The organism is Ruegeria sp. YTSC106 (genome assembly GCF_059609765.1).
This window is the reverse complement of sequence record NZ_JBXWMI010000004.1, coordinates 181,504-202,418: the sequence shown is the minus strand read 5'-3', so window position 1 is coordinate 202,418 and position 20,915 is coordinate 181,504. Positions and strand designations below refer to the sequence as shown.

Below are 20,915 nucleotides of genomic sequence, written 5' to 3'. Positions count from 1 at the left end.
CCCGGTTCCAAAACCGGGCGTTGACCCTAGGTCTCGACTTCGGCCTGAAGCTCGCGGAAATACCGGATGGTTGCGTTCAGCCCTTCTTTCAGCTGCACTCTGGGTTCCCAGCCCAGAAGGGTCCGCGCCAGAGTGATATCGGGCTGGCGCTGTTTCGGATCATCCTCTGGCAATTGCTTGAAACTGACGGGGGTTTCGGCCCCCACAAGGGCCTGCACTTCGCGGGCCAGTTCGTTCATCGAGAATTCGTTGGGATTGCCCAGATTGACCGGTCCGGTGACGTCTGGGCCTGTCTCCATCAGGCGGATGAACCCTTCGATCAGATCATCCACGTAACAGAAAGACCGGGTCTGCGTACCGTCGCCAAAGATCGTGATCGTCTCGCCGGTCAGGGCCTGCATGATGAAGTTCGACACGACGCGCCCATCGGCAGGGTGCATTCTGGGTCCGTAAGTGTTGAAGATGCGGGCCACCTTGATCTCCAACCCCATCTGCCGGTGGTAATCGAAGAACAACGTTTCGGCGCAGCGCTTGCCTTCGTCATAGCACGAGCGCGGACCAACGGGGTTGACGTTGCCCCAATAGTCCTCGGTCTGCGGATGGATGGTCGGGTCGCCGTAAACTTCGGAGGTCGAGGCCTGAAAGATCTTGCATTTCAGCCGCTTCGCCAGCCCCAACATGTTGATCGCGCCATGCACGCTGGTCTTGGTCGTCTGCACCGGGTCGTGCTGATAATGCACGGGCGAGGCGGGGCAGGCGAGGTTATAGATCTCGTCCACTTCCACAAACAGAGGGAAGGTCACATCGTGGCGCATGAACTCGAACCGCGGGTTGTTGTGCAGATGGTCGATATTGCGCTTGGTGCCAGTGAACAGGTTGTCGACGCACAAAACCTCATGCCCCTGATCCAGAAGCCGGTCACACAGATGCGAGCCCAGAAACCCGGCCCCACCGGTTACGAGAACACGTTTTCGACTGTCATAAAGGCGGGCCATTGCAAATCCTTAATCGTTAAATCCAAGCCAGCTTGCCACCGGGAAACCGGTTCTTGATCTGATTAGTAAACCGAAGGGGTTTGAATTGCAGTAGAATTTGGTTTTTTGAGGGCGCGTGTGGTGTGTGTGTTTCATCTTCCCAATGTATTGCACGAGGCAAGTTGCACGCGGGCAATTTGCCTCTTAGGCGCGTTAGATGCTTAGTTAGTTAGGATGAATACTTGCAGCAATCTAGAAGTAGTTGAAAAACAGATAAGTGCAGCCATCCCAAGCTTGTTGTTAGCCAACTATTTTTTTGTGAAAAAAGCTGATGCTATTCTTGAGTTTCTCAATGTCGGCTACATCTTCCTGTTTGTGAATCACTCGGTGACAGGTTGGACATAGCACCAGGAAGTCGTCTGGAATTTTGTACCTGCGTGTCTCACCTTCTGAGAGCTCTCGAATTGGTTTTGCATGGTGAACATCAAGCGGAACGTTCTTGATTGGGCCTTCGTAGCGATAGTGTTCGACTGGCGCTAAACCGCAACCTTCGCATTTTATCCCACGACGCTCCAAAACCCGCAACCGTACATTCTTTGCCCGTTCAATTCTTCTAGAAAGAACATAACTCCTGGTCTCGAGGATGTCCGTTGAACCAGACTCCTCCATCATGGTGTCGACAGGTGTTCTGCCCCCACGGTCTACAAGCGCTTTGTACGCCGCGAGAATCATTTCCAAGTCTTCGTAGAACTGGTTAGGATCAATCATATCTGCTTGGTAGACCCTACCGAATGCATGGCCAGCAACATATCCTGATGGAAGTTTTTCAGTCGAGCCGAGATTGATACTACCACTGTCAAATCTTTCAAAAAACTCGGGAATCCTCTCCGCTATGTCGACAGCACGACGAGCGAGAATACTCCGACCTTTGTCGTTTTCTCCGAATTCACGGTAAACCTCTGTCGTACCTTGATTGAGAGATAACACTACCTCTTCTGTTTGTGCGTTAATAAGGTAGACGACGTAATAACCGCGAGTTGCAGTGTCTGTTACGAGTGGGTCGAAGAAAGCTAACCACGGCACCGAAGCCCAACGTGATTGGCCGACACTTGCTTTCACTTCCAGTTCGTATGGTAGGAAAAGTAGGCGTTTCTTTGCTTCTATCGCTATGTCGTGCCGTACAAAATTTCCAAATTCACTCCCAGAGAAACTTTTAGCACGTTCAAAGACGTACTCGCGCGCGAGACGCGATAGATACTCATGAAGCATTTGGGCTACTCAAACATCCAGCTCCTCCACAAACCGCGCGTTCTCCTGAATGTATTGGAACCGCAGTTCGGGCTTTTTGCCCATCAGGCGCTCGACCAGATCGCCGGTTTCGCCGGGTTCGTCCTCATCGATGGTGACCCGGATCAATTTCCGGGACGCGGGGTCCATCGTGGTCTCTTTCAGGTCCTTGGCGTCCATCTCGCCCAGACCCTTGAAGCGGGACACGTCGATCTTGCCCTTGCCGCCCAGACCTTTCTCAAGCCACTCATCCCGCTCGGCCTCGTCCAGACAGTAAACGCGCTTGGCCCCTTGGGTCAGACGATACAGAGGCGGGCAGGCCAGATACAGGTGGCCCGCGTCAATCATCGGGCGCATCTGGGTAAAGAAGAACGTCATCAGCAGCGCCGCGATATGCGCCCCGTCCACATCCGCGTCGGTCATGATGATGATCTTGTCATAGCGCAGGTCGTCGACGTTGAACTTGGTGCCAAGCCCCACACCCAGCGCCTGCGTCAGGTCGTTGATCTCGGCATTGGTGCCCAGTTTCGAACTGGCCGCGCCCAGTACGTTCAGGATCTTGCCGCGCAGGGGCAGCAGGGCTTGCGTTTTGCGATTCCGGCCCATTTTGGCAGAGCCGCCCGCAGAATCGCCCTCGACGATGAATAATTCTGTGCCGTCCCGTGTTGAACTAGAACAGTCCACCAGCTTGCCGGGGAGACGAAGTTTCTTAGTGGCGGACTTGCGTTGTGTTTCCTTCTCGGCCCGTCTGCGCAGGCGTTCCTCGGACCTCAGGATAAGGAAGTCCAGAATCGCGCCTGCGGATTTATTGTCCGCGGCCAGCCAGTTGTCGAAATGGTCGCGGACCGAGTTTTCCACCAATCGCTGCGCCTCGACCGTGGCGAGGCGGTCCTTGGTTTGGCCGACGAATTCCGGTTCCGAGATAAAGCACGAGACCAGCGCGCAGCCGCCGGTGATCAGGTCCTCGCGGGTGATTTGCGCGGCCTTTTTGTTGTTGATCAACTCTCCGTACGCCTTGATGCCCTTGAGAACAGCAGCCCAGAACCCGGCCACATGGGTGCCGCCTTCGGGGGTGGGGACGGTGTTACAATAGGACTGGATGAACCCGTCGCGCGAGGGCGTCCAGTTGATCGCCCATTCGACCTTGCCGGGGGTGTTGAACTTTTCCTGAAAATCCACGGTGCCCGCAAAGGGTTGGTCAGCATAGGTGGAGGAGCCGTTCATCGTCTCCTTGAGGTAATCGGACAGGCCGCCGGGAAAGTGAAAACTGGCTTCTGTCGGGGTTTCACCGTCATCGATGGCGGATTTCCAGCGGATTTCTACGCCTGAGAACAGGTAGGCCTTGGAGCGGATGGATTTGAACAGGCGGGCGGGTTTGAACTTGTGATGGCCAAAGATGTCGGGATCGGCATGAAACGTCACCGTGGTCCCGCGTCGGTTTGGGGCCGCGCCGATCTTTTCGACAGGACCAAGGGGAACGCCGCGCGAGAAACGTTGTTCATACAGCGTCTTGTCGCGGGCCACCTGAACGACCATCGAATCTGACAGAGCGTTCACTACGGACGCTCCCACGCCGTGCAGGCCGCCCGAGGTCTGATAGGCCTTGCCCGAGAACTTGCCGCCCGCGTGCAGGGTACACAGGATCACCTCAAGTGCCGATTTGTCAGGAAACTTGGGGTGCGGATCAATCGGAATGCCACGCCCGTTGTCGCGAACGGTCAGGGCATAGTCAGCATGCAGCTCAACCTCGATCCGGTTGGCATGACCCGCGACGGCCTCGTCCATCGAGTTGTCGAGAATCTCGGCGACCATATGATGCAGCGCACGTTCATCGGTGCCGCCAATATACATGCCGGGGCGTTTGCGGACCGGTTCCAGACCTTCGAGCACCTCAATTGAGGAGGCGTCATAAGTTGTGGTCGCTTCTGGCGTCAACAGATCGTCGGGCATGGGTGCTGCTCTTGTTTTTGAGTTTCCCCCATTATGGCAGGTGATGTGGTCCGGGGGAAGAGGGGCGCGAGGTGTTGTGGATGGATTGAGGTCGCTGAGCCGTTGGCTGCCTGTACATTGTGTCGAACACCAAGATTGGCCCCCTTGCTGCCTGCCTCCACGACGCGAGCTGGTTCCGCAGTGCCGTTATCGACCGAAGAAAGGCCGGCATCTCTGGCTGAACATCGCGCGATAAACCCGTCCGATACAACAAGCGCCGCGGCAAACGCTGTACGCATCGGGTTCTTGTTCGGACGCCGGCAGGGCTGGCGCCAAACCGCAACCTGCTGGGATAAATGTCCGAAGATCTTCCTGTCGGCCATCGCTGTCGTGTCGGATAAACCTTCCTTCTTTCGGGCAGCAAGAGAGTTGTAACCGGTATGGCATACACATTTGGGTTTGGTGGAATCGTGTCTAGATTCAATTCGCTGTCTGGAAAACTCAATCCTAAAAGCTCAAGCCAGCCGAGGTATTTTCGAGAGAATCCTCTTTGGTTATTTTGCCAAATGAAGCAGTGTTTGCACCAGATCAGAACCCTTTCTTCAGCTGTCGATATCGGTTCAGTGCAGCCTTGTGGCGCTTCCGGATCATTGACGGAATCGCTGGAAAAATATAACGTGAAGGCAGACTCCCAAATTATCCATTTATGAGTACCAAGCGTTCATGAGTTACGATTTTTCGTAATTGGAAGGCTGCTATGGCTACGTTTCAGGACGTTCAGGCAGCAGTGCACGATATTGCTGCGCGTTTGAATGTTACCCCAGAGCTTGCTCGCGCTGCGCTAATTAACCCGCTGTTGGCGCTTGAGGAACTTGGGTTCGATCTGGATCTTTCAGGTCGGCTTGAGCTGGAGGACAGGGCGCGGTTTTCCAAGAAACAGATCGTTGAACGCAAAAGCTTGCGGAAAAAAATTTTCGTCGCGGCCGGGCATGAATTTGACCCCGGGCAGGAACACGACCTAGCAGCCGTGCTTTTCGATGAGTTGAAACTGGGCGAGGAAAATTCAAAACGCCCTGACGTGTCCCCCTTGTCCATGCCGAAACGAAGAGTGCGTTCTTCCACTTCCAAAGTGAAGATTACGAGGGTCAAGGCAACTGAAATCGCCCGTCAGTTTTCAGTGAAAGCCAAGGGCAACTCAGTCGCCGGGCTGGATCCAAGCCTGATCGGATCCGCGAAAATTCCCGACCCGCTGGAAACATTGAACAAGGCTCACAAAATCATCTCTCCATTGCTTGCCTACAGGCAACTTGATGCAACGGTACCGCGCTTCGCGCCCGCGTCGCTCTATCATGCCGTGCGATCCGGAAAACGCAGGCTTGTCAATATCACGCCCCGCGCCGTTGTCACCGGCACTGCTTGAAGACACCCGGGCGCGATTCCGTCGCGCCGATAGACCGAGGACGTCAGGATGGCAAATACAAGAGGATATGAAGTCGTCGTTGAAGCCTCGGAAGAGGTCCTGCGAAAGGTCATACGGGGGGCGTGGAAGTCTGCAGAATGCGACGATGACCCCGGCGATGAAGGCCGCATTCCCGAATTCATGGATGTTCCCGCGGGTGAAACCTTTGGTGGTTTCGTCGTAGCTGACGGATCTGTTCAGATTCCCGAAGACCAGTTGGACGCAAGCCTGCGCCCGGACATCACCGGTGCCGAAATCCAACTTGGTGTTTTGATCGAGATCGAGATTGAAAACCCACCGGTTCCTTCCGCGCAAATGCTGACGATGACGGCTGATCTTGCTGCGGCTGCGCCCATTGGTCTGATTCCCGGGCGACAGGATGTGGGATGGCTGTTGGACGGTATGCCCCGCAATCAGGTGTCAGCCACTCTGACCAGCGGCGACCCTATTGCCGCCAACATCGATTTGTATGCAACCGAATTCGTGGACAAAGCCTATGAGAACGGTGGCCCGGGTGGACCGATTGACCCGGCCTTCCCATCCATCCCCCATGTTATCGATGAGACCGCGCTGCCATTTGCCTTGGGAGCGTTGACGACGGATGTCCATGCCGAAATATTCAACGACGACTCGGTCGCGGCGCACGATATTGAAACCACCGTGTCCGGCGGTGACATAACAATTTCGCTGCCGGTCTATCTGCGGATGTTCAACATTGTTGTCGGCCCGGCGGTACAGCTCTTTTTCAATCCGCAGGATCCAATGGGGATCGAAACGCGGATCAACATTACGGCACCTTTCAGCCGGGTTGGTTCAGAGTTCCGTACAGATTTGAATGCGGCCATCGTCACCGTGGACGCGATCAATCCGGCCGGTCCGGAGTATGGGCCAGAGGGTGACAACTATATCGATAACCGCGATCAGCTTGCGGCAATCCCGTTGGTCGCGATTGACCTCGACGCCCAGATTTCCAGCGAACTGGTGTCGCGCGGGCAGGAACTGGCCAGTGGCCTAGGCGAGGTTTCCATTGCTGCCCCGACCGTAGACGAAATCGAAGAATTCATCGGCGACTTCTTTCACCGGGATCTGGAAGCACGCGACTTCGTTTACATCTGGGGCCCGGAGGCAACGGACGAAGAGTTTCAGGTCGACAGCATCACCGTCGGAGTGACAAACGAGTTTCTGGCCATCGCCTTGAACGATGATGGTGGCGGTGACGTAGGCGGGCTTGCCAATTTCATTCCGGCTGACAGGGATTTTGCAATTGCCATCAGCGCGGCCCAGGTCGAAGCGTCGATTGAAGCTGCTCGCATTGAAGCCGAGTTGTCGGATGATGACCTTCCGAAGACGTTTACGCCTGACGGGCGCGAAGTCCGGCTGACTGATCTGGACGTGAGCCTCAGGGCGGGGGCGATCAGAATATCGGGCAAAGTGACTGTTGTAGACGCGATCCTGGGCAGCATTGATGTGGACGCCGACTTTTTCAACGACGTCGGTTTGCGCTGGCAGCCGAACGGTTCGCTGGGCCCAGACGGCGGGCAGCAAATGGATCACTTTGAAATCGACAGCGATGTCGATCCCGAAGAGTCCGTGCTGCTTTGGGTGCTGACGGCAATCGCCGCGATTTTGTCGTTCGGAGCTTTCGGAATTCTGGGCGCACTGGTTGTTGTGATCGTGGCACTTGTCGTTCGCGGTATTGCCGAAAGCATGGGCAGCGAAATCCTGTCTGATGAAGTTACGAATACGGTTACGGGCATCACCGGCTGGCCGGAAAACCTTGCCAGGATCGGAAGGGTCGAGGCGGTTTTTTCGGACCCGATCGTCATTGATACGGACGGCCTTGAAATCGCCGGAGATTTCACTGTTATAAGCAGTTGTGAGGCCACGGATGTCGTCCCGGCGGATTCGGGTGGGGCACGGTCGGGTGCTGCGGCGTCCTCCATGTCGCTCTCGGCTGTGAATGAACACCCTGACGCAGGCTACGAATGGTTGCCGGGTGACGGAACTCCGGCCGCAGTTTTGCCTTCGATCCAGCATGTCTATGCGGCAAGTGGTGTCTACACCGCGAAACACGCGCTGACGATCAACCAACCGGGCGGCGCGCGCAGTCGCAGTTTCTCGCTTGTTACCGTCGAAAACGTGCCGCCGACAGTGGATGCCGGACCTGATCTGACGGTGCAAGAAGGCGAAGAGGTCGCGCTGATTGCACGGTTCAGAGATGTCGAATACCCCGACACGCACGAATCCATGTGGTATTTCGGTGATCACCACGCGCCCAAACCTGGTGTGATTTCTGAAACAAACACACCTCCCGAGGCGACAGGTACCTCGACCGTGACCCATGCCTGGTGCGACAATGGTGAATACACTGTCACGGTGCGCATTCGTGACGTCAATGGTGGCGAGGCCATTGACACCTTGCGTGTCACCGTCACCAATGTTCCGCCCGAGGTCGAAGCTGGCCCGGATCTCTTTGCATATGTCTGCACACCGATCACGCTTGTCGCTGATTTCCGGGATCCTGGCTGGTGCGACACGCATACAGCCAAGTGGGATTTCGGCGATTGCAGTGAACCCCGCACGGCCTTGATCGAGGAAACGAACGAACCGCCAGCGGCCGAAGGCACAGCGACCGCCACGCATGTCTATAACAGGTGTGGTGATTTCCGGGCCATCTGTACGGTCATGGATGACGACGGCGACTTTGGTCAGGACGAGCTGACCGTCCGCGTCGTGCATTTGTTGAACCCCGGCTTTGAAGACGGGTTCCGTTCTCTGCCAGCGGGCAATGTTGGCCGTTTCTGGACTCCTTATGCATGGCTGACCGATTTGGCTGCCTTCCACGCTGGTAAGGGCAATCCCGTTCCGATATTGGCCCCGATCCCTGCCGATGCCTTTGACTGCGAAGGTTGCATCGTCCGGACCGGTGACAGGTCCCAACGGGTCATCGCGCAACGCGGCCTTCGCGTCGGTATCTGGCAATCACTGGGCGCAAACCCGGGGTGGGACTATGAGTTCTCATGTTCGTTCACAACAGAAGCCCGCAGAGCTGGCGGCTATGCTCTTGGGTTGGACCCGCGCGGTGGTGACGATCCGCGAGCGCCCTGGGTGGAATGGTGGACCGGTGACCTGGACGGTGCCTGGCGGCAATTGCGGGGTCGTGTGACGGCGGAAGCCGAAGCCGTAACGGTATTTCTGGAATTCAGCGGAGATGATCCGCGCAACGATGTGCTTGGATACATTGATGATTGTGCGTTCATCGCGATTCAACCGCATTGCCCGGACCAGCCTAAACCCGATCCGGAAATTCCCCCGCGTGAACGTTGCATTGATTTCCGCGGCCAGAAAGTGCCTTCCCGCCATCCTGTTTTGAATGTCGGCGGTGTACGGTTCTTGCCAGCCAAGGGCAGCATTCTTCAGATCATTGGCGGTTTTCAGCCGCAAGGCACACCCAAACTGTTGCTTTCCATCGCCGGTGTCTTTGCCCATCTGCCGGTCGTCGCTGACTGGGCCCGCTTCAAGGTGAGCTTTGGTGGCGGAAAGCCGATAACGATTATTGCACTTGATGCGGACGGCAACGTCCTGATGACGCAGACAGGAACGCAGCAGCAGGGTGTACAGGTCATAGAGGTTCAGGCGAGCGGGATAGTGACCCTCGTCATGCGGGCGCAGGAAGGAGCGTTGATCGAGCTGTGCTTCCGGCCGGAACAACCCCGCAGCACGCCTTCGGCAGAGCCTGTACCGGGGCCCGGCATCATCGTGAATCCGCGTTTCGACCGCGCCGTCGCCCCGGCTATGTTCAGCGTGGCGGCGATCGAGGAGGATAACACCGTGACCGGAACCAACAGCAACCGTCCGTTTGGATTGTCCGAGACTGCGTGGGGCAAGCTGGACACTCAGCTTCAATCCAAATTGGCGCAGGCCGTAACAGACAGTGATGATCAGGATGCGGTACAAGTCATCTTGCGTCTGGCTCCTGACGCGGGTCGCGATGCGCCTGTTTTCCGGCGTGCTGAAACAAAGGCGCGCGAAGATTACTTCCGCCGGCGCACACAGTCTCTGGTTGATACGCTTGAAAACCTGGGCGGCACCGGGGTCAGGGAACTCTGGCTTGTTGACAGTATCGCAGTTGAGCTGTCGCCCGGAGCCATTGCGACAATCGCCAATGATACCTCTGTCGTGATGATCACCCATTCCACCGAGCGTCAGGCCATTCCTGAAAACCCAATTAGACCATGATCCAAAGGAGCACAAAATGTCCGAGTTAAGCCAGGATCACGTTGATCGCTTCGAGAGAGCGGAACGTCGCGAAATCGAGAAGCTTCGTGCCGAGTTTGGCAGCGAGTCCATCTCCAAAATGGACAGCATTGTTCTGCGAGACCTCTTGGCCAACAGAAAGGAAGCGCACCTGAACGCTTTGCTTGGCCATACAGAAACGGCCCAGCTTCCCCGGCATCGTGTGCTGGTCTTGCTGCGCAGCGGCAGGACATCACCTGATCGTGCACCACGCGCGTTCGACAGGCGTCAGCGTCGTCGTTTGATCATGCAACACCGCCGCCATGGCGAAGACGTGGTGGGACAGATTGCCAAGAGCTTTGGCGAGCGTGAAATCGAGGTCGAGCAGACCTTTTGGCTGAACCACAGCTTGGTGGTCTGGGCCGATGACCAGCGCCTGACTGACATTGCCGGGCGCGCCGATGTTCTGAAGGTGGCTCATTGCAAGAATCAAATCCTGATTGATCTGGATAACAGCCGTCCGCTTATCAATGCCGATGCCGTTGAAGCCAGCGGGATCACCGGTGCCGAAGTGGACGTCGCAGTTCTGGACACCGGCGTGGACCAGACACACCCTGAGCTTGCTGCGAACTTCGGCACACAACAGGATTTTACCGGCGAGGGGTTGGGCGACCTGAACGGGCACGGGACCCATTGCGCGGGCGTTGTTGCCAGCAATGGCGCGACCTTCCGGGGCGTCGCTACAGGGGCGGTCATTCACGATTACAAGCTTTTGAACCAATTCGGCAGTGGGAACGCCCCCAACTGCGTGTCGGCAATCCAGCAGGCCGTCGCGGACGGAATGGATGTACTTTCAAACTCCTGGGGCTTCACCCATAGAAACGGGAATTGGGTCGATCCAGACGGAACATGCGTTTTATGTGTCGCCGCGGACGCGGCTTCGACAGCCGGCGTGACCTTCGTGGTGGCCGCAGGCAACGAGGGCAATGACAGTTGCGGCACCTATGACACGCGTATTCGCTGTCCGGGTATTGCGCGGACCGTGATTACCGTCGGCGCAAGCGATGACAGTGACAACATGGCCGGCTTCTCCAGTCCCGGACCAACGCCGGATGGGCGCGACAAACCGGATGTCACCGCCCCTGGCGTGGATATCGTTGCGTCGCGATCGGCGACCGGCAATGACATGAATGGCGGCGCGACTGTAATCGATCCGCTTCATCTAGAAGCCAGCGGCACCTCCATGGCATGTCCTCATGTCGCCGGGGTCGCGGCACTGATGCTGCAACAAAACCCGACACTGCTGCCAGCTGACATCAAGGCAGTACTCATGGCTACCGCCGTCGACATTGGCGCGCCGACCACGCAGCAAGGTGCCGGGCGTGTGGACGCTCGAGCAGCTGTCGGCTCGGTCTGATTTGGAAAATTTGGAACGGAGGATACGAACGTGGCAGACTATGAACAGCGGATGCAGCCGGAAGAGGGTGCAAAGGCAGTTGAAAAACTGGCCGAAGATGCTTTGGCGGGTTTCAAGGCGGACGCCAAGAAGGAATATGCTGAACTGGTCAAGCAGTACGAGGGGGCCAGTGCAACGGTCGGTGTTTTTGGTATGGGGTCGGTCGAGGTCTCGGTCATGAGCGGCGAAGTTCATATCAACCCGAACCCAAAGCGCAAAGGGAAGGGCCGGGGCGTCGGCGCGATCTCACCGGAAGCTCTTGTAGCTATTTCCGAAGGCCGGATGACCGTAATGGACGCCTTCCACCGTGGTGAGATTGTTGTTCGCGCCGAGTCCGCAGCATTGCACGAGGGCTACGACAGTTTCATCAGGAACTCCGAAGCGGCGCTCAGGTCGAAGCGTTTGCAGAAGACGCTGGCGCAGTTCCGCAAGATTGCGGATGTCTGACTGGTTGCAAGACGAACAGGTCCGGGCCACGATACCCCAAGTTGAAGCATCAATGTTGGATGCCGTCGCCTCGGACCAGCCTGGGTTCGAAGAGATTGCACACTGGCTTATCGGGGCCGGCGGAAAACGGTTGCGACCAATTCTTCTGCTGCTTACTGCGCGAAGCCTCACCGACAAAGAAGGACGCAAACGCGCAGTTCAGGCGGCGGCGGCCGTTGAAATGATCCATGTGGCGTCGCTCTATCATGACGACGTCATGGACCGGGCCGAACTTCGGCGTGGAGCGGAAAGCGTGAATCGTCGCTGGTCTTCGCCCATCGCCAGCTTCGCCGGAACGTTTATTCTGGCCCGTGCAATCACCTTGTTGGATTCCGTCAGCCCCAAAGCCTCTGAGCTGGCCGGTAAACACTGTGCCGCGCTGTGTCTTGGGCAGTTGCGCGAAGCAGAAAACGCCTACAACGCCGATTGGACCATTGAAGAGCATCTTGAAATGCTTGAGGGCAAGACGGCCGAACTGTTTGTCCTCGCAGCATCGCTGGGGGCGATGCTGGCTGACGTAAGTGATCAGGATCGAGATTCACTGATCACGTATTCAAAGTGCCTCGGCCTTGCGTTTCAGCTTCGTGACGATGTTCTGGACTACATTGCAAGCAGCGCGGAGCTTGGGAAAGGGTCCACCTCTGATCTGCGCGAAGGCGCCTATACGATGCCGGTGCTCCTGTGCCTGGGCCAGAACGGTCAGGCCGCCGATGAATTGCGGGCCAGTTTGAGGCTGGCCGACATGCAAGATGCGGACATTTCGCGTGTTGTCGAGATCATTCGCAATTCGGGCGCGGTCGAAGCTACCGAAAAGCTGGCGCGGGACAAATCCGAGGCAGCCGTACAGGTCATCTCGGGGCTTGAAGATCATGTGCTGCGCGACTCGCTGGCAAACCTCGCCCGGCTCTCTGTCGAAAGGAGGGCCTGACATGGACGGTCACGGTCCTCTTGCGGACGATCTGCCGCTTGCGACACCTTCGGAGGCCGCGGCCGAGACATGGGACGCCATCATTGTCGGTGCGGGGCCCGGCGGCAGCGCCGCCGCCATCGAACTGGCGCGAAGAGGTCGAAAGGTCATTCTGATCGACCGTGAGGATTTCCCTCGGGACAAAAGCTGTGGAGACGGCATCACCCGGTCCGGCATCTCTCAGTTGAAACGCCTCGGCATTCTGTCCGCGCTTACCGATCAACAGGAGGTCGAAGGTGTGCGCGTCCATATGCGCAACAGAGGCCACCGGGATTTTCGATACGAGGGCGAAGACGACTACGGGCTGGTTGTGCCTCGTTTGATACTGGATGACTGTCTTTTGCGTCAGGCCCGTGCGGAAGGTGCGGCTTTCATGCCGAAATGCCGCGCCGACGATCTGGTGACGGATGAAAGCGGGACTGTCACAGGCGTCAGCGCGTACATGCAAGATGGCACGACAGTGGTTCTGACCGGGTACATGGTCATCGCCGCAGACGGGGCCGCGTCTCGATTGGCGAAAGCAGCGGGATTGCGGGAAACACCCGAACAGGGCTATGGCACGGCACTTCGCGGCTATGTCGACGGCTGCGGTGACACTCCGCCACTGCTCGAAATAATGCTGCCGTTGACTGATGTTACGGACCGGTACCTGTTGCCGTCCTATGGCTGGGCGTTCCCAACGGGGAAGGGAACTGCAAATGTCGGTGTCGGACTGTTCTGTCGGGCGTTTGACACCAATGTCAGGACACTTTTCGATCAATTTCTGGACGTGCTCCGAAAGGATTATCCAGAGTACTCGGGCATTCAGTTGTCCGGCACGACCTTGGGGGCACCGCTGAGGTTCGATTTCGCACCAGAACGTGCCGCCAATTCGGGTCTGTTGCTGGTTGGTGACGCCGCAGGTCTTATCAGCCCCTTTACAGGCGAAGGAATCAGCTTTGCGCTGGAATCCGGTGCGCTTGCGGCTCAAACCACTGATCGGTGCCTCCGCACAGGGGCAGGCCCCTGGGTGGCGGCGGATGATTATGCGCTTCTGCTGGGTGATCGCTTTGCCGGGTACTTCACGCTCGGGAACCGCGCAAGCCGCCGATACGAATTCATTTGGCGCGTGCTGGACGATACGTTCGAAAGCGAAAAGCCGGTCCACAACATGCTGCGCCGTGCCGTCTTGGTACCTGAAGGCACAGGCAATGATGTGGAAAGCGCCATGTTGGACGACGTATCGCCACTTGTGCGTGTGCCTGAGATGCCGCTGGGTGACGACCTGCGTGATGTCGGTGCGCGCCTCAATCGCATCGTGCGCACAGATTGGCCGTTTCTGACGCGCATGTCCTTCGCGGGCAAGCGGGCTGACATGGTTGCGTTCCGACCTTCGCTGTTGCTTTTGCTGACGTCCTATCTGGGTGATGTTGAGGCAAAAAGACGTCGGGCCGCGGCTACGGCACTGGAGCTTGCGTATCTTGGATTTCTTGCCCAAAGCGGCATACGAGGAATCGAGGCTGCCGCTGTAACAGCCGACGCTACAGCCAACTGGGGCGACAAGCTTGGGATACTCACAGGCGACTACTTGTTGGCGAAAGCACACGAAGTCGGCGCACGGGACTGCCCGGATCTGGTTCCAGCAATTCTGAGTGCCATGGCCTCGGCGTGTGAAGGCCGAGTGTCCGAGCTTCGTACCGCATGGCAACCGGATCTGACGGTCGAAGTGCGCATCGCGCAAATGCGGCAGTGTATGGCTGCATTCTTCAGGCTGCCCTGCGAACTCGGCGCGATGCTTGCAGAAAAAAACGATCTTTTGAACGCCCTCCGCGACTATGGCGGGAACCTTGGTCTGGCTTACCTGTTGACCGAGGATGAACTTGCCCTGAACCGCCCTTCGGGCAGCACACCATTTGCGTCAGACCTTTCCAGCGGCCTATTCAGCGTGCCCTTTCTCAAGGCGGCCCAGGGGCAAAAAGGGGGCGCGGCAGCCCGTGCTTTCATCAGTCACCGCGACCCCGCGCGGTTTTTGGCAGAGATTTCCCAGACCACGCGCCATATCAAGAGGCAGCAATTACCTGAAAAATACCGCGATCAGGCAATAGAGGCACTAAGCTTCTTGCCACAGGGCGGCGTGGCAAAATCGCTTTCGGCGCTCGCAGGTTATGCGGTAAGCCGACAGGTCCCAAAACGCCGCGTGCTGTGAAGGTGTGATCCAGGTTCCGAGGTGTCCCGCTGCCAGTCAAAAGCGCAGTGATCCACGTTTCCTTGACCCGTGCGCCGGGTGCTTCATTCGGGGGCAGGTGGTATTTGTAGGCAGCGCATGCTTCGGAAGGACGGTTCAGGTTCCATTCTGCTGCCATGAGCATGCCGCCTAGGACGATATCCAGCCGTGGTTCAATTTGGTTCGATAATGTCGACAAAGCGCTTCGTGGATAACCGCCTCTTCTGCGGCAGTTCCCCAGTGGAGGATCCGGTTGACGGACATATGAGCGAGGCTTCCCAGAATGTCGGCCAAACTGCTTCCCAGCCGGCCATCCTGTTCTTCTCGTTGGAGGCATCTGAGATCCGGATGAAACCTGGCTGCACGTGCATTCCAGCGAGATGGTCGCGAATGAATGCCCTTTCCCACACCCAGTTCATTCAGCACAACGCAGGCACTCTTCCATTCCTTACCCGTGGCCCGACGTGCCGTTCGGCACGACGCCGGGCCGCCGCCGTAGTTTTCCGAGCACCGCTCTGAGATCGCCAGCCGAACCCCTGTTGGGAGTTCGAGATCTTCAAACAGGGCATCGATACTAGCGACTGATGCCATCCATCGCCGGGATCGACTGATCTCTGGATCGTTGAGCACGTGAAGCGCAGCGATCGAGTCGGCGCCGAATATTCTCTCGCAGGCGCCGAGCCCCAGTTCTCCGCCGTATCGCGCCATTTCAGGCAGGTACTCATCAACAAGAAACCTGTCTACCAATCCTCCGGCTGTTTTCTGCAAGTGAACAAGCACCCGGTTCCTCAGAACTCTGTCATGGTCGCTTGGGAACTTGAGGCGGAGGCGCAGTTCAAGCTCTGGGTCTGCGTATCTAACGAAGAACCAATTCTCGATAAGGTTGCGTTTCTGCCACAGCGCCAACCTGTTAGATTGCAGTTTCAGGAACTGTTCCAGCTTCATGGCATCCCCGAAAAGCCGCAGATACAACCATGATCCGGCCTCGTCAGCGCCGTGCCCCAGCGGTTGCCATGCGGCCGGGTTGGCATCGTATTCGACATAGGGTGTATCAACTGGCTTTGCAGGGGCAAAAACCAGTTCAGAGGCCAATCGACCATGCGGTGAGTCGATCCACCAATCCTCTGGCGTTGGAAGGTACTCGCAGATCGAAAGCGGCCTTTTTTTCAACGTCTTGATCAGGTTCGCAGTGGAAAAGGGGTTGTCCAGATTCCATGGCGTGGCCATGTCACTGGCCTCATCTGTGGGGACTATGTATCGCGGCAGCTCCAGTTTTTGCCGCGTTGTTTCCAGCCAGCTTTCCTCTTTGCCCGATCTGATCACCTCTGTCGGAACACAAAGCCGCCACCGCTCCGGAGCAAGGATCACATTTCCAGCTGAGACCCTGGGCAACCGGTTTCGATTGCTTTGCGATTGCCATGACCAGATCACCGTCGGTTGCCTCATGTGCATCGCGATGTCGATGAGCAGAAGATAGACCGCCGGAGCCCCGGGAGGGCTTTGGTGGGCAGCATGCAGCTGTGGACTGACCTCGACGCTTTGGCTGCCCCAGAACAGTCGGAACCGACTGCCATCGTGACGGATCCACAGATCGTGAAGCGGTATCCTCCTTTCCGGCGGCAAACCGCTGTCGCCCAGAATTTCGATTACATACCGGGAAAGGCTGGCGCGTCGCAGGATGTTGGATGACCGGGGGTCGGTGGCACACAGGATGTCTGCTTCGACAATTGTCGAATCCTTTTCACGCGTGGGGCTGTGTTGCATCAACGCGTCTGCGATCAACTGATTTCGTCTTGAGAAACGGCCGAAAATCGCCTTTGGCCCGCCCGGAAAAATTCCCTCGGGATAAGCTGTCCAGACTGGCTTGTGCCCGGAACTGCGCCCTACCTTGCCCAAAAGAACGCCATCCTGGATGGCGAGAGGGGCCTGACCTGTGTTGTGGGCATGCAGGATCTCGATATCCTGCGCGGAAAGCCCCCATTCGCGCGCCTCCCAATCGGTTTCCAGCGGAAAATCCTGATGTTTGTGCCTGGGGGCATCACTTGACGATCCCGTACCTGTAACGAAATCCAATCGCAGCGGCATGCCGAGATATGCAAGCCCGCTTTCGGCGTCCACGGCCTGGCCGAGCAATACAGCGCGGTCGCCGTACCGGTCGAGGAACCGCCGTTCAAATTCCAGAAAACGGTTCGGCTTCGGCACGCGAAAGCCAATATTTTCCAATATGTTCCATGCGCTGGCCAGCGCTTGCTCCGCGCGCAGTGGTGTTTCCAACGTGCCGACGCAATGCGCATCGACATGAAGAAAATCACCCGTCCAACCCGGCGCAAGAGAGCCCGCTGTTCGCCCCAGTTGCTTTAACGCGATCATTGAAGTGTTTTCACGTGCGGCATCAAGAGCAGTCCCGATCTCCGCCAAGCCTCTCTTTTGTGGGGCGGTCATATCCCTTTCCAGCCGCTTCAGCGTTCTGGCGGTTGCGTTATGTCCCAGAAGTATTGGATCTCTCTGTGGTATCAGAGCCTCGGACCGACAGAGATCCGAGATCGTCACAGCAGATTTGAAAGGGCGATCCTTGAGGGCCGTTTCCAGATCGGAAACCGTGACAGAATCGACGTCAAAGATGAACTCTGCCAGATCGGAATCCGCCGCTGCAATGATCTGTTCGTGGTTCCAGGGCCCGTCGAGATCACCGTTGGTTATCCAGTGCAGAACGTCCTGTTCCCACCAGGCCGATGGATTGCATCGCACCCTCGTGCTTTGCGTCTCGGCGGTTCCGGCGGCAATATGTGCCAAAAATCCACAGTCCAGATCTATGTCCAGATGGTGGTCTGCCACGGTGACGATGTCCTTGCCTGCAACAGGTATTGCCGCGCCCACTGCTGCGAATGCACCGAACGGCGTTGGGCGAAAACACATTCTGTAAATAAACCGAAACAAGGTGCCGAGAACTGCAGGTGAGAGGCGTTCGTCTTTTTCGAATTCGCGCATGACCATCGAGAAGAAACCGGGTCGCGCAATGAATAACGACAAGGCAAAGGCCTGATCGTGAAGTAACTCTGAAGCACGCTTTTCCAGATCCTTTTTTCCGGTGCTTTTAGTTACTCCGCTAAGATCATGCTGCGGCGAACGCAAACAAACACGAATTCCGAGAAAGGGACGAGAGCTGGGCAGTTTCGGTTGAGAATGACAATGATTAGGCTCCTCGACATCCAGCCCCATGAACTTCAGGTAGCTGAGATAATCTGCGTCGCTTAAGGCAAGCAATGCTAGCAAAACGCCACTCGAACCGGTCAGAAGGTCCGTCGATTGAAACGTTTTCCAGCCTGCGCCGATCGCGGGAAGCCCGTCCGGGCTCAATTCGCGTTCCACGAGGCTCAGAAGCCGTTCGGCGTGCTTTTCGATCAGGGAATCGACGTCTGCTTCGGGATTGAGAGACCGAATAGCGAGGGCCATCACCACAATTCCGGCATCGCCATGACATAGCCCTCCGTCATTGATGCCCGTCTCGCTGAGAGGTCTGGCAACGCAAGATGTCAGAACCCGTGATGTGATGTCGTGTATTTCGTCTTCCATCCCAATCAGCGCGGCCGCCGCGAGTGCGGTATAGATGATCCCAAGATCGCCGTAACACCACGCAAAACGTGACGGTACTTCCCACGCGTGGCTGAGCGCTGACATGCAGGGGAAGCAGGATGACAGACCGCTGTCCGAAAACGCGCCCCGATGCGAAAGAAGGAACAGGACCGCGTCTTTGAGGTCTTCGATGTGTCGTGGCGTGAACGCGTGCCGCCGACCCAAACGGGCCAGAGCCAGAACGGCACCGGGTGAACCGTGGGCCAATCCCATATTGACGAGGTAACGCGTTGTCTTCTGGGAACCAGCCTCGTCTTCCGGAGAGGAAAAGGGTTCTGTCCACGCCAATCCCCGCTCTGTTCGGGCCGAGTGCCTCCAAAGCTCCTCTGCCAAACGCAAACACAGCGTCTTCCCCCCAAGACGGGCCGTTTGGGATTTCGGTTCGCAAAGAAATACGGATATGCCTGCAAGCCCCGAAACGTGATCGAAATGTCCCATCCACGGAGCTTCGAGAAGGCGTTGCGCAACCGAACGCAGGGCACGGTCGAGCGCCAGTTGCGCTTCAGGATCGTTCGGATTGGCGTCCAAGGTATGACAGGCGAGCAACCCAAGACCGGCTCGGCCATCGAACAGTGAAACAGGGGCTCCGCGCAGTTCTCGGTCGCGAACCCAGATGGTAGAAAGGCGACGTGACGCAGCGTATCGCACCCGATCGTCATCCAGAAACCTGTCTGCCGCCAGCAATGCCAGCGCCTCTCCGGCGACAGCGCTTCCCAGCCCGATTGCATCAGTTCTGATCGGAGCCACAACGAGCGACCCTGCAATAGACCGTATGGCCGCATCAATCCTCGTTGATGAAATAGACATTGACTATGACAGTTTCCCCGCCAAACGGGATTCATCATTCAGCAGGCGTTCGGATGGCATCCTTTGCTGCTTGCACGGATACTGCACCAATTTGCGCAACAATTCTTCGCCCAACTGAACGTTCGGCGCGTCGGACCGCCAACGCTGCCGGCGTCGACGAAGCCGAAGGCAGGACCGGTGGAGGTAGGATTGAAGCCAGAATAATGATCCCCCAGTTCGCCCAAGGATTCGATGGATGTCAAAAGCGCGTCTACGCGGTGTTCGACGGTTTCCAGCCTGTCTTCCGGGCCGGGTTCCATGACGCGCATCAACTGGTCGAGACGTTGCTCGATCGCGGTAAGCCTGTCATCGACAGACCGGCATTCCGGATCTGTCTTTTCGCTTTCGGTGTAATCGGGTTCTTTGCGATTGTCGTTTTCGTCAGCACTCATTTCTCTCTCCAGAATCTGAGGTGGTCGAATAGTCGACTTGGGACCGCCTGTGGAAAAACGTGTCGTTCAAATATCAACTCCGATGGAATCGGAGAGTCTTTGTGATGAGAGATTTCAATAATATACGAAAACGAGCATTTTGTCATGGAGCAGGCAGAGCAACGCACAGTTGTCCCAATGGTACTTTCAGCGACCATGAGCTGGTGTCAGGCAGGCGAACCGGCACGGTCAATCTTGCCAACGGTTTTGTGCATCACCCGTTGTCCGCTTCTTTCAGCCCCTCGATCTGCAAATCGAACCCGGCCTGAATATGGGCAGTGAAGGTTTCCAATGCTTCTGTCACGTCTCCGGTTTCAATCGCGTCGACAAGCGCCTGATGATCACCGAGGGATTTTGAGATGTCGACATTTTCAATTGCGGAAAACAGGTGAAAGGCCATGGCCTTGCCCCAGATCATGTCAAACATGTCCAGCAGGAACTTGTTTCCCGCTTCGACCATAAAGGCGCGGTGAATGCGTCGGTTGGCAATGAAATAGTCGCGTGTCGTAGGGTTGGTCAGGTTTTCTTCGCGCCGAATCAATTCGCGCAGACCGTCCAGAACCGTGGGTTCCGCATGGGCCGCGAGAATCCGCGCAGCCTGACCTTCGATTGCAGCGCGGGCCTGATACAGTTGCCGGACTTCGGTTTGATCCATGCGTGCGAGCCGGAATCCACCGCTTGCGGCGACTTCCAGAACCCCTTCGGTTTCCAGCCGCATCAGAGCCTCGCGAACCGGGGTGCGGCTGATATTCAGCTCTGCTGCCAGTTTCTCCTGAACCAATCGATCTTCTGTAGATATTTCGCGGCTCATTATGGCTTCGACCAGTTGATCATAAACCTCGTCCGCCAGCCGTCTACGCTGTGTCTTTATCTGTTTCAGAGCCACTCGGAGCCTCTCTTTCCGTGTTTTGTGAATTCTGTATTCAAAAAAGCATCTGGTGCCAAGGCGAATGGGCTTGCTATTCCTCGTGTACTGTATACAGTATACAGACGCAATTGAACAGGGAG

The 20,915-nt window shown here is 57.0% G+C and carries 12 protein-coding genes; 6 read left to right on the top strand and 6 right to left on the bottom strand.

Going from position 1 to position 20,915, the window contains the following annotated elements; translation table 11 throughout:
• Positions 1–26: 26 nt before the first annotated feature.
• The 3 genes from AC2FEB_RS07535 to parE all read right to left on the bottom strand — a co-directional run bounded on the left by AC2FEB_RS07535 (position 27) and on the right by parE (position 4,211).
• Entirely contained in the window at positions 27–995 is a 969-nt protein-coding gene (locus AC2FEB_RS07535) for a UDP-glucuronic acid decarboxylase family protein (protein WP_496674824.1), read from the bottom strand.
• Positions 996–1,274: 279 nt separating this feature from the next.
• A complete protein-coding gene (locus tag AC2FEB_RS07530) occupies positions 1,275–2,243 on the bottom strand; it encodes an MrcB family domain-containing protein (RefSeq protein ID WP_496674826.1) in 969 nt (322 codons plus the stop codon).
• A gap of 9 nt (positions 2,244–2,252) precedes the next feature.
• Entirely contained in the window at positions 2,253–4,211 is a 1,959-nt protein-coding gene (parE, locus tag AC2FEB_RS07525; RefSeq protein ID WP_299895794.1) for a DNA topoisomerase IV subunit B, read from the bottom strand.
• Positions 4,212–4,947: 736 nt separating this feature from the next.
• Between parE and AC2FEB_RS07520 the strand changes: the two genes are divergently transcribed.
• From AC2FEB_RS07520 to AC2FEB_RS07495, 6 genes are read left to right on the top strand one after another with little or no spacing between them, the layout of a single operon-like run.
• Complete coding sequence (locus AC2FEB_RS07520; RefSeq protein ID WP_496674828.1) at positions 4,948–5,610, top strand: hypothetical protein; 663 nt, start codon at positions 4,948–4,950, stop codon at positions 5,608–5,610.
• 48 nt (positions 5,611–5,658) lie between these two features.
• Positions 5,659–9,888, top strand: coding sequence for a PKD domain-containing protein (locus tag AC2FEB_RS07515; RefSeq protein WP_496883935.1), 4,230 nt, complete (start codon positions 5,659–5,661; stop codon positions 9,886–9,888).
• 16 nt (positions 9,889–9,904) lie between these two features.
• A complete protein-coding gene (locus tag AC2FEB_RS07510; protein ID WP_162896794.1) occupies positions 9,905–11,302 on the top strand; it encodes a S8 family serine peptidase in 1,398 nt (465 codons plus the stop codon).
• Between the two features lie 30 nt (positions 11,303–11,332).
• Positions 11,333–11,788, top strand: a complete 456-nt coding sequence (locus AC2FEB_RS07505) for a hypothetical protein (RefSeq protein WP_496674832.1) — start codon at positions 11,333–11,335, stop codon at positions 11,786–11,788.
• Positions 11,781–12,755, top strand: coding sequence for a polyprenyl synthetase family protein (locus tag AC2FEB_RS07500; RefSeq protein ID WP_496674834.1), 975 nt, complete (start codon positions 11,781–11,783; stop codon positions 12,753–12,755). The genes AC2FEB_RS07505 and AC2FEB_RS07500 overlap by 8 nt, the downstream gene beginning before the upstream one ends.
• A 1-nt stretch (position 12,756) precedes the next feature.
• Positions 12,757–14,979, top strand: coding sequence for a geranylgeranyl reductase family protein (locus AC2FEB_RS07495; RefSeq protein WP_496674836.1), 2,223 nt, complete (start codon positions 12,757–12,759; stop codon positions 14,977–14,979).
• 168 nt (positions 14,980–15,147) lie between these two features.
• On the opposite strand, the gene AC2FEB_RS07490 is transcribed toward AC2FEB_RS07495, so the two are convergent.
• From AC2FEB_RS07490 to AC2FEB_RS07480, 3 genes are all read right to left on the bottom strand, one after another.
• Positions 15,148–19,377 carry a thiopeptide-type bacteriocin biosynthesis protein gene (locus AC2FEB_RS07490; RefSeq protein ID WP_496883934.1) on the bottom strand — a complete coding sequence of 1,410 codons (4,230 nt, stop codon included), beginning with the start codon at positions 19,375–19,377 and terminating at the stop codon, positions 15,148–15,150.
• A gap of 98 nt (positions 19,378–19,475) precedes the next feature.
• Positions 19,476–19,868, bottom strand: a complete 393-nt coding sequence (locus AC2FEB_RS07485) for a hypothetical protein (RefSeq protein ID WP_117869474.1) — start codon at positions 19,866–19,868, stop codon at positions 19,476–19,478.
• A gap of 253 nt (positions 19,869–20,121) precedes the next feature.
• Positions 20,122–20,793, bottom strand: coding sequence for a GntR family transcriptional regulator (locus AC2FEB_RS07480; RefSeq protein ID WP_117869473.1), 672 nt, complete (start codon positions 20,791–20,793; stop codon positions 20,122–20,124).
• Positions 20,794–20,915 lie beyond the last annotated feature (122 nt).

Bases quoted from the DNA above. Each gene is read 5' to 3' on its own strand.
- AC2FEB_RS07495 (WP_496674836.1), top strand. From the start codon at position 12,757: ATGGACGGTCACGGTCCTCTTGCGGACGATCTGCCGCTTGCGACACCT.
- AC2FEB_RS07515 (WP_496883935.1), top strand. From the start codon at position 5,659: ATGGCAAATACAAGAGGATATGAAGTCGTCGTTGAAGCCTCGGAAGAG.
- AC2FEB_RS07535 (WP_496674824.1), bottom strand. From the start codon at position 995: ATGGCCCGCCTTTATGACAGTCGAAAACGTGTTCTCGTAACCGGTGGG.
- parE (WP_299895794.1), bottom strand. From the start codon at position 4,211: ATGCCCGACGATCTGTTGACGCCAGAAGCGACCACAACTTATGACGCC.
- AC2FEB_RS07510 (WP_162896794.1), top strand. From the start codon at position 9,905: ATGTCCGAGTTAAGCCAGGATCACGTTGATCGCTTCGAGAGAGCGGAA.
- AC2FEB_RS07485 (WP_117869474.1), bottom strand. From the start codon at position 19,868: ATGAGTGCTGACGAAAACGACAATCGCAAAGAACCCGATTACACCGAA.
- AC2FEB_RS07520 (WP_496674828.1), top strand. From the start codon at position 4,948: ATGGCTACGTTTCAGGACGTTCAGGCAGCAGTGCACGATATTGCTGCG.
- AC2FEB_RS07530 (WP_496674826.1), bottom strand. From the start codon at position 2,243: ATGCTTCATGAGTATCTATCGCGTCTCGCGCGCGAGTACGTCTTTGAA.
- AC2FEB_RS07500 (WP_496674834.1), top strand. From the start codon at position 11,781: ATGTCTGACTGGTTGCAAGACGAACAGGTCCGGGCCACGATACCCCAA.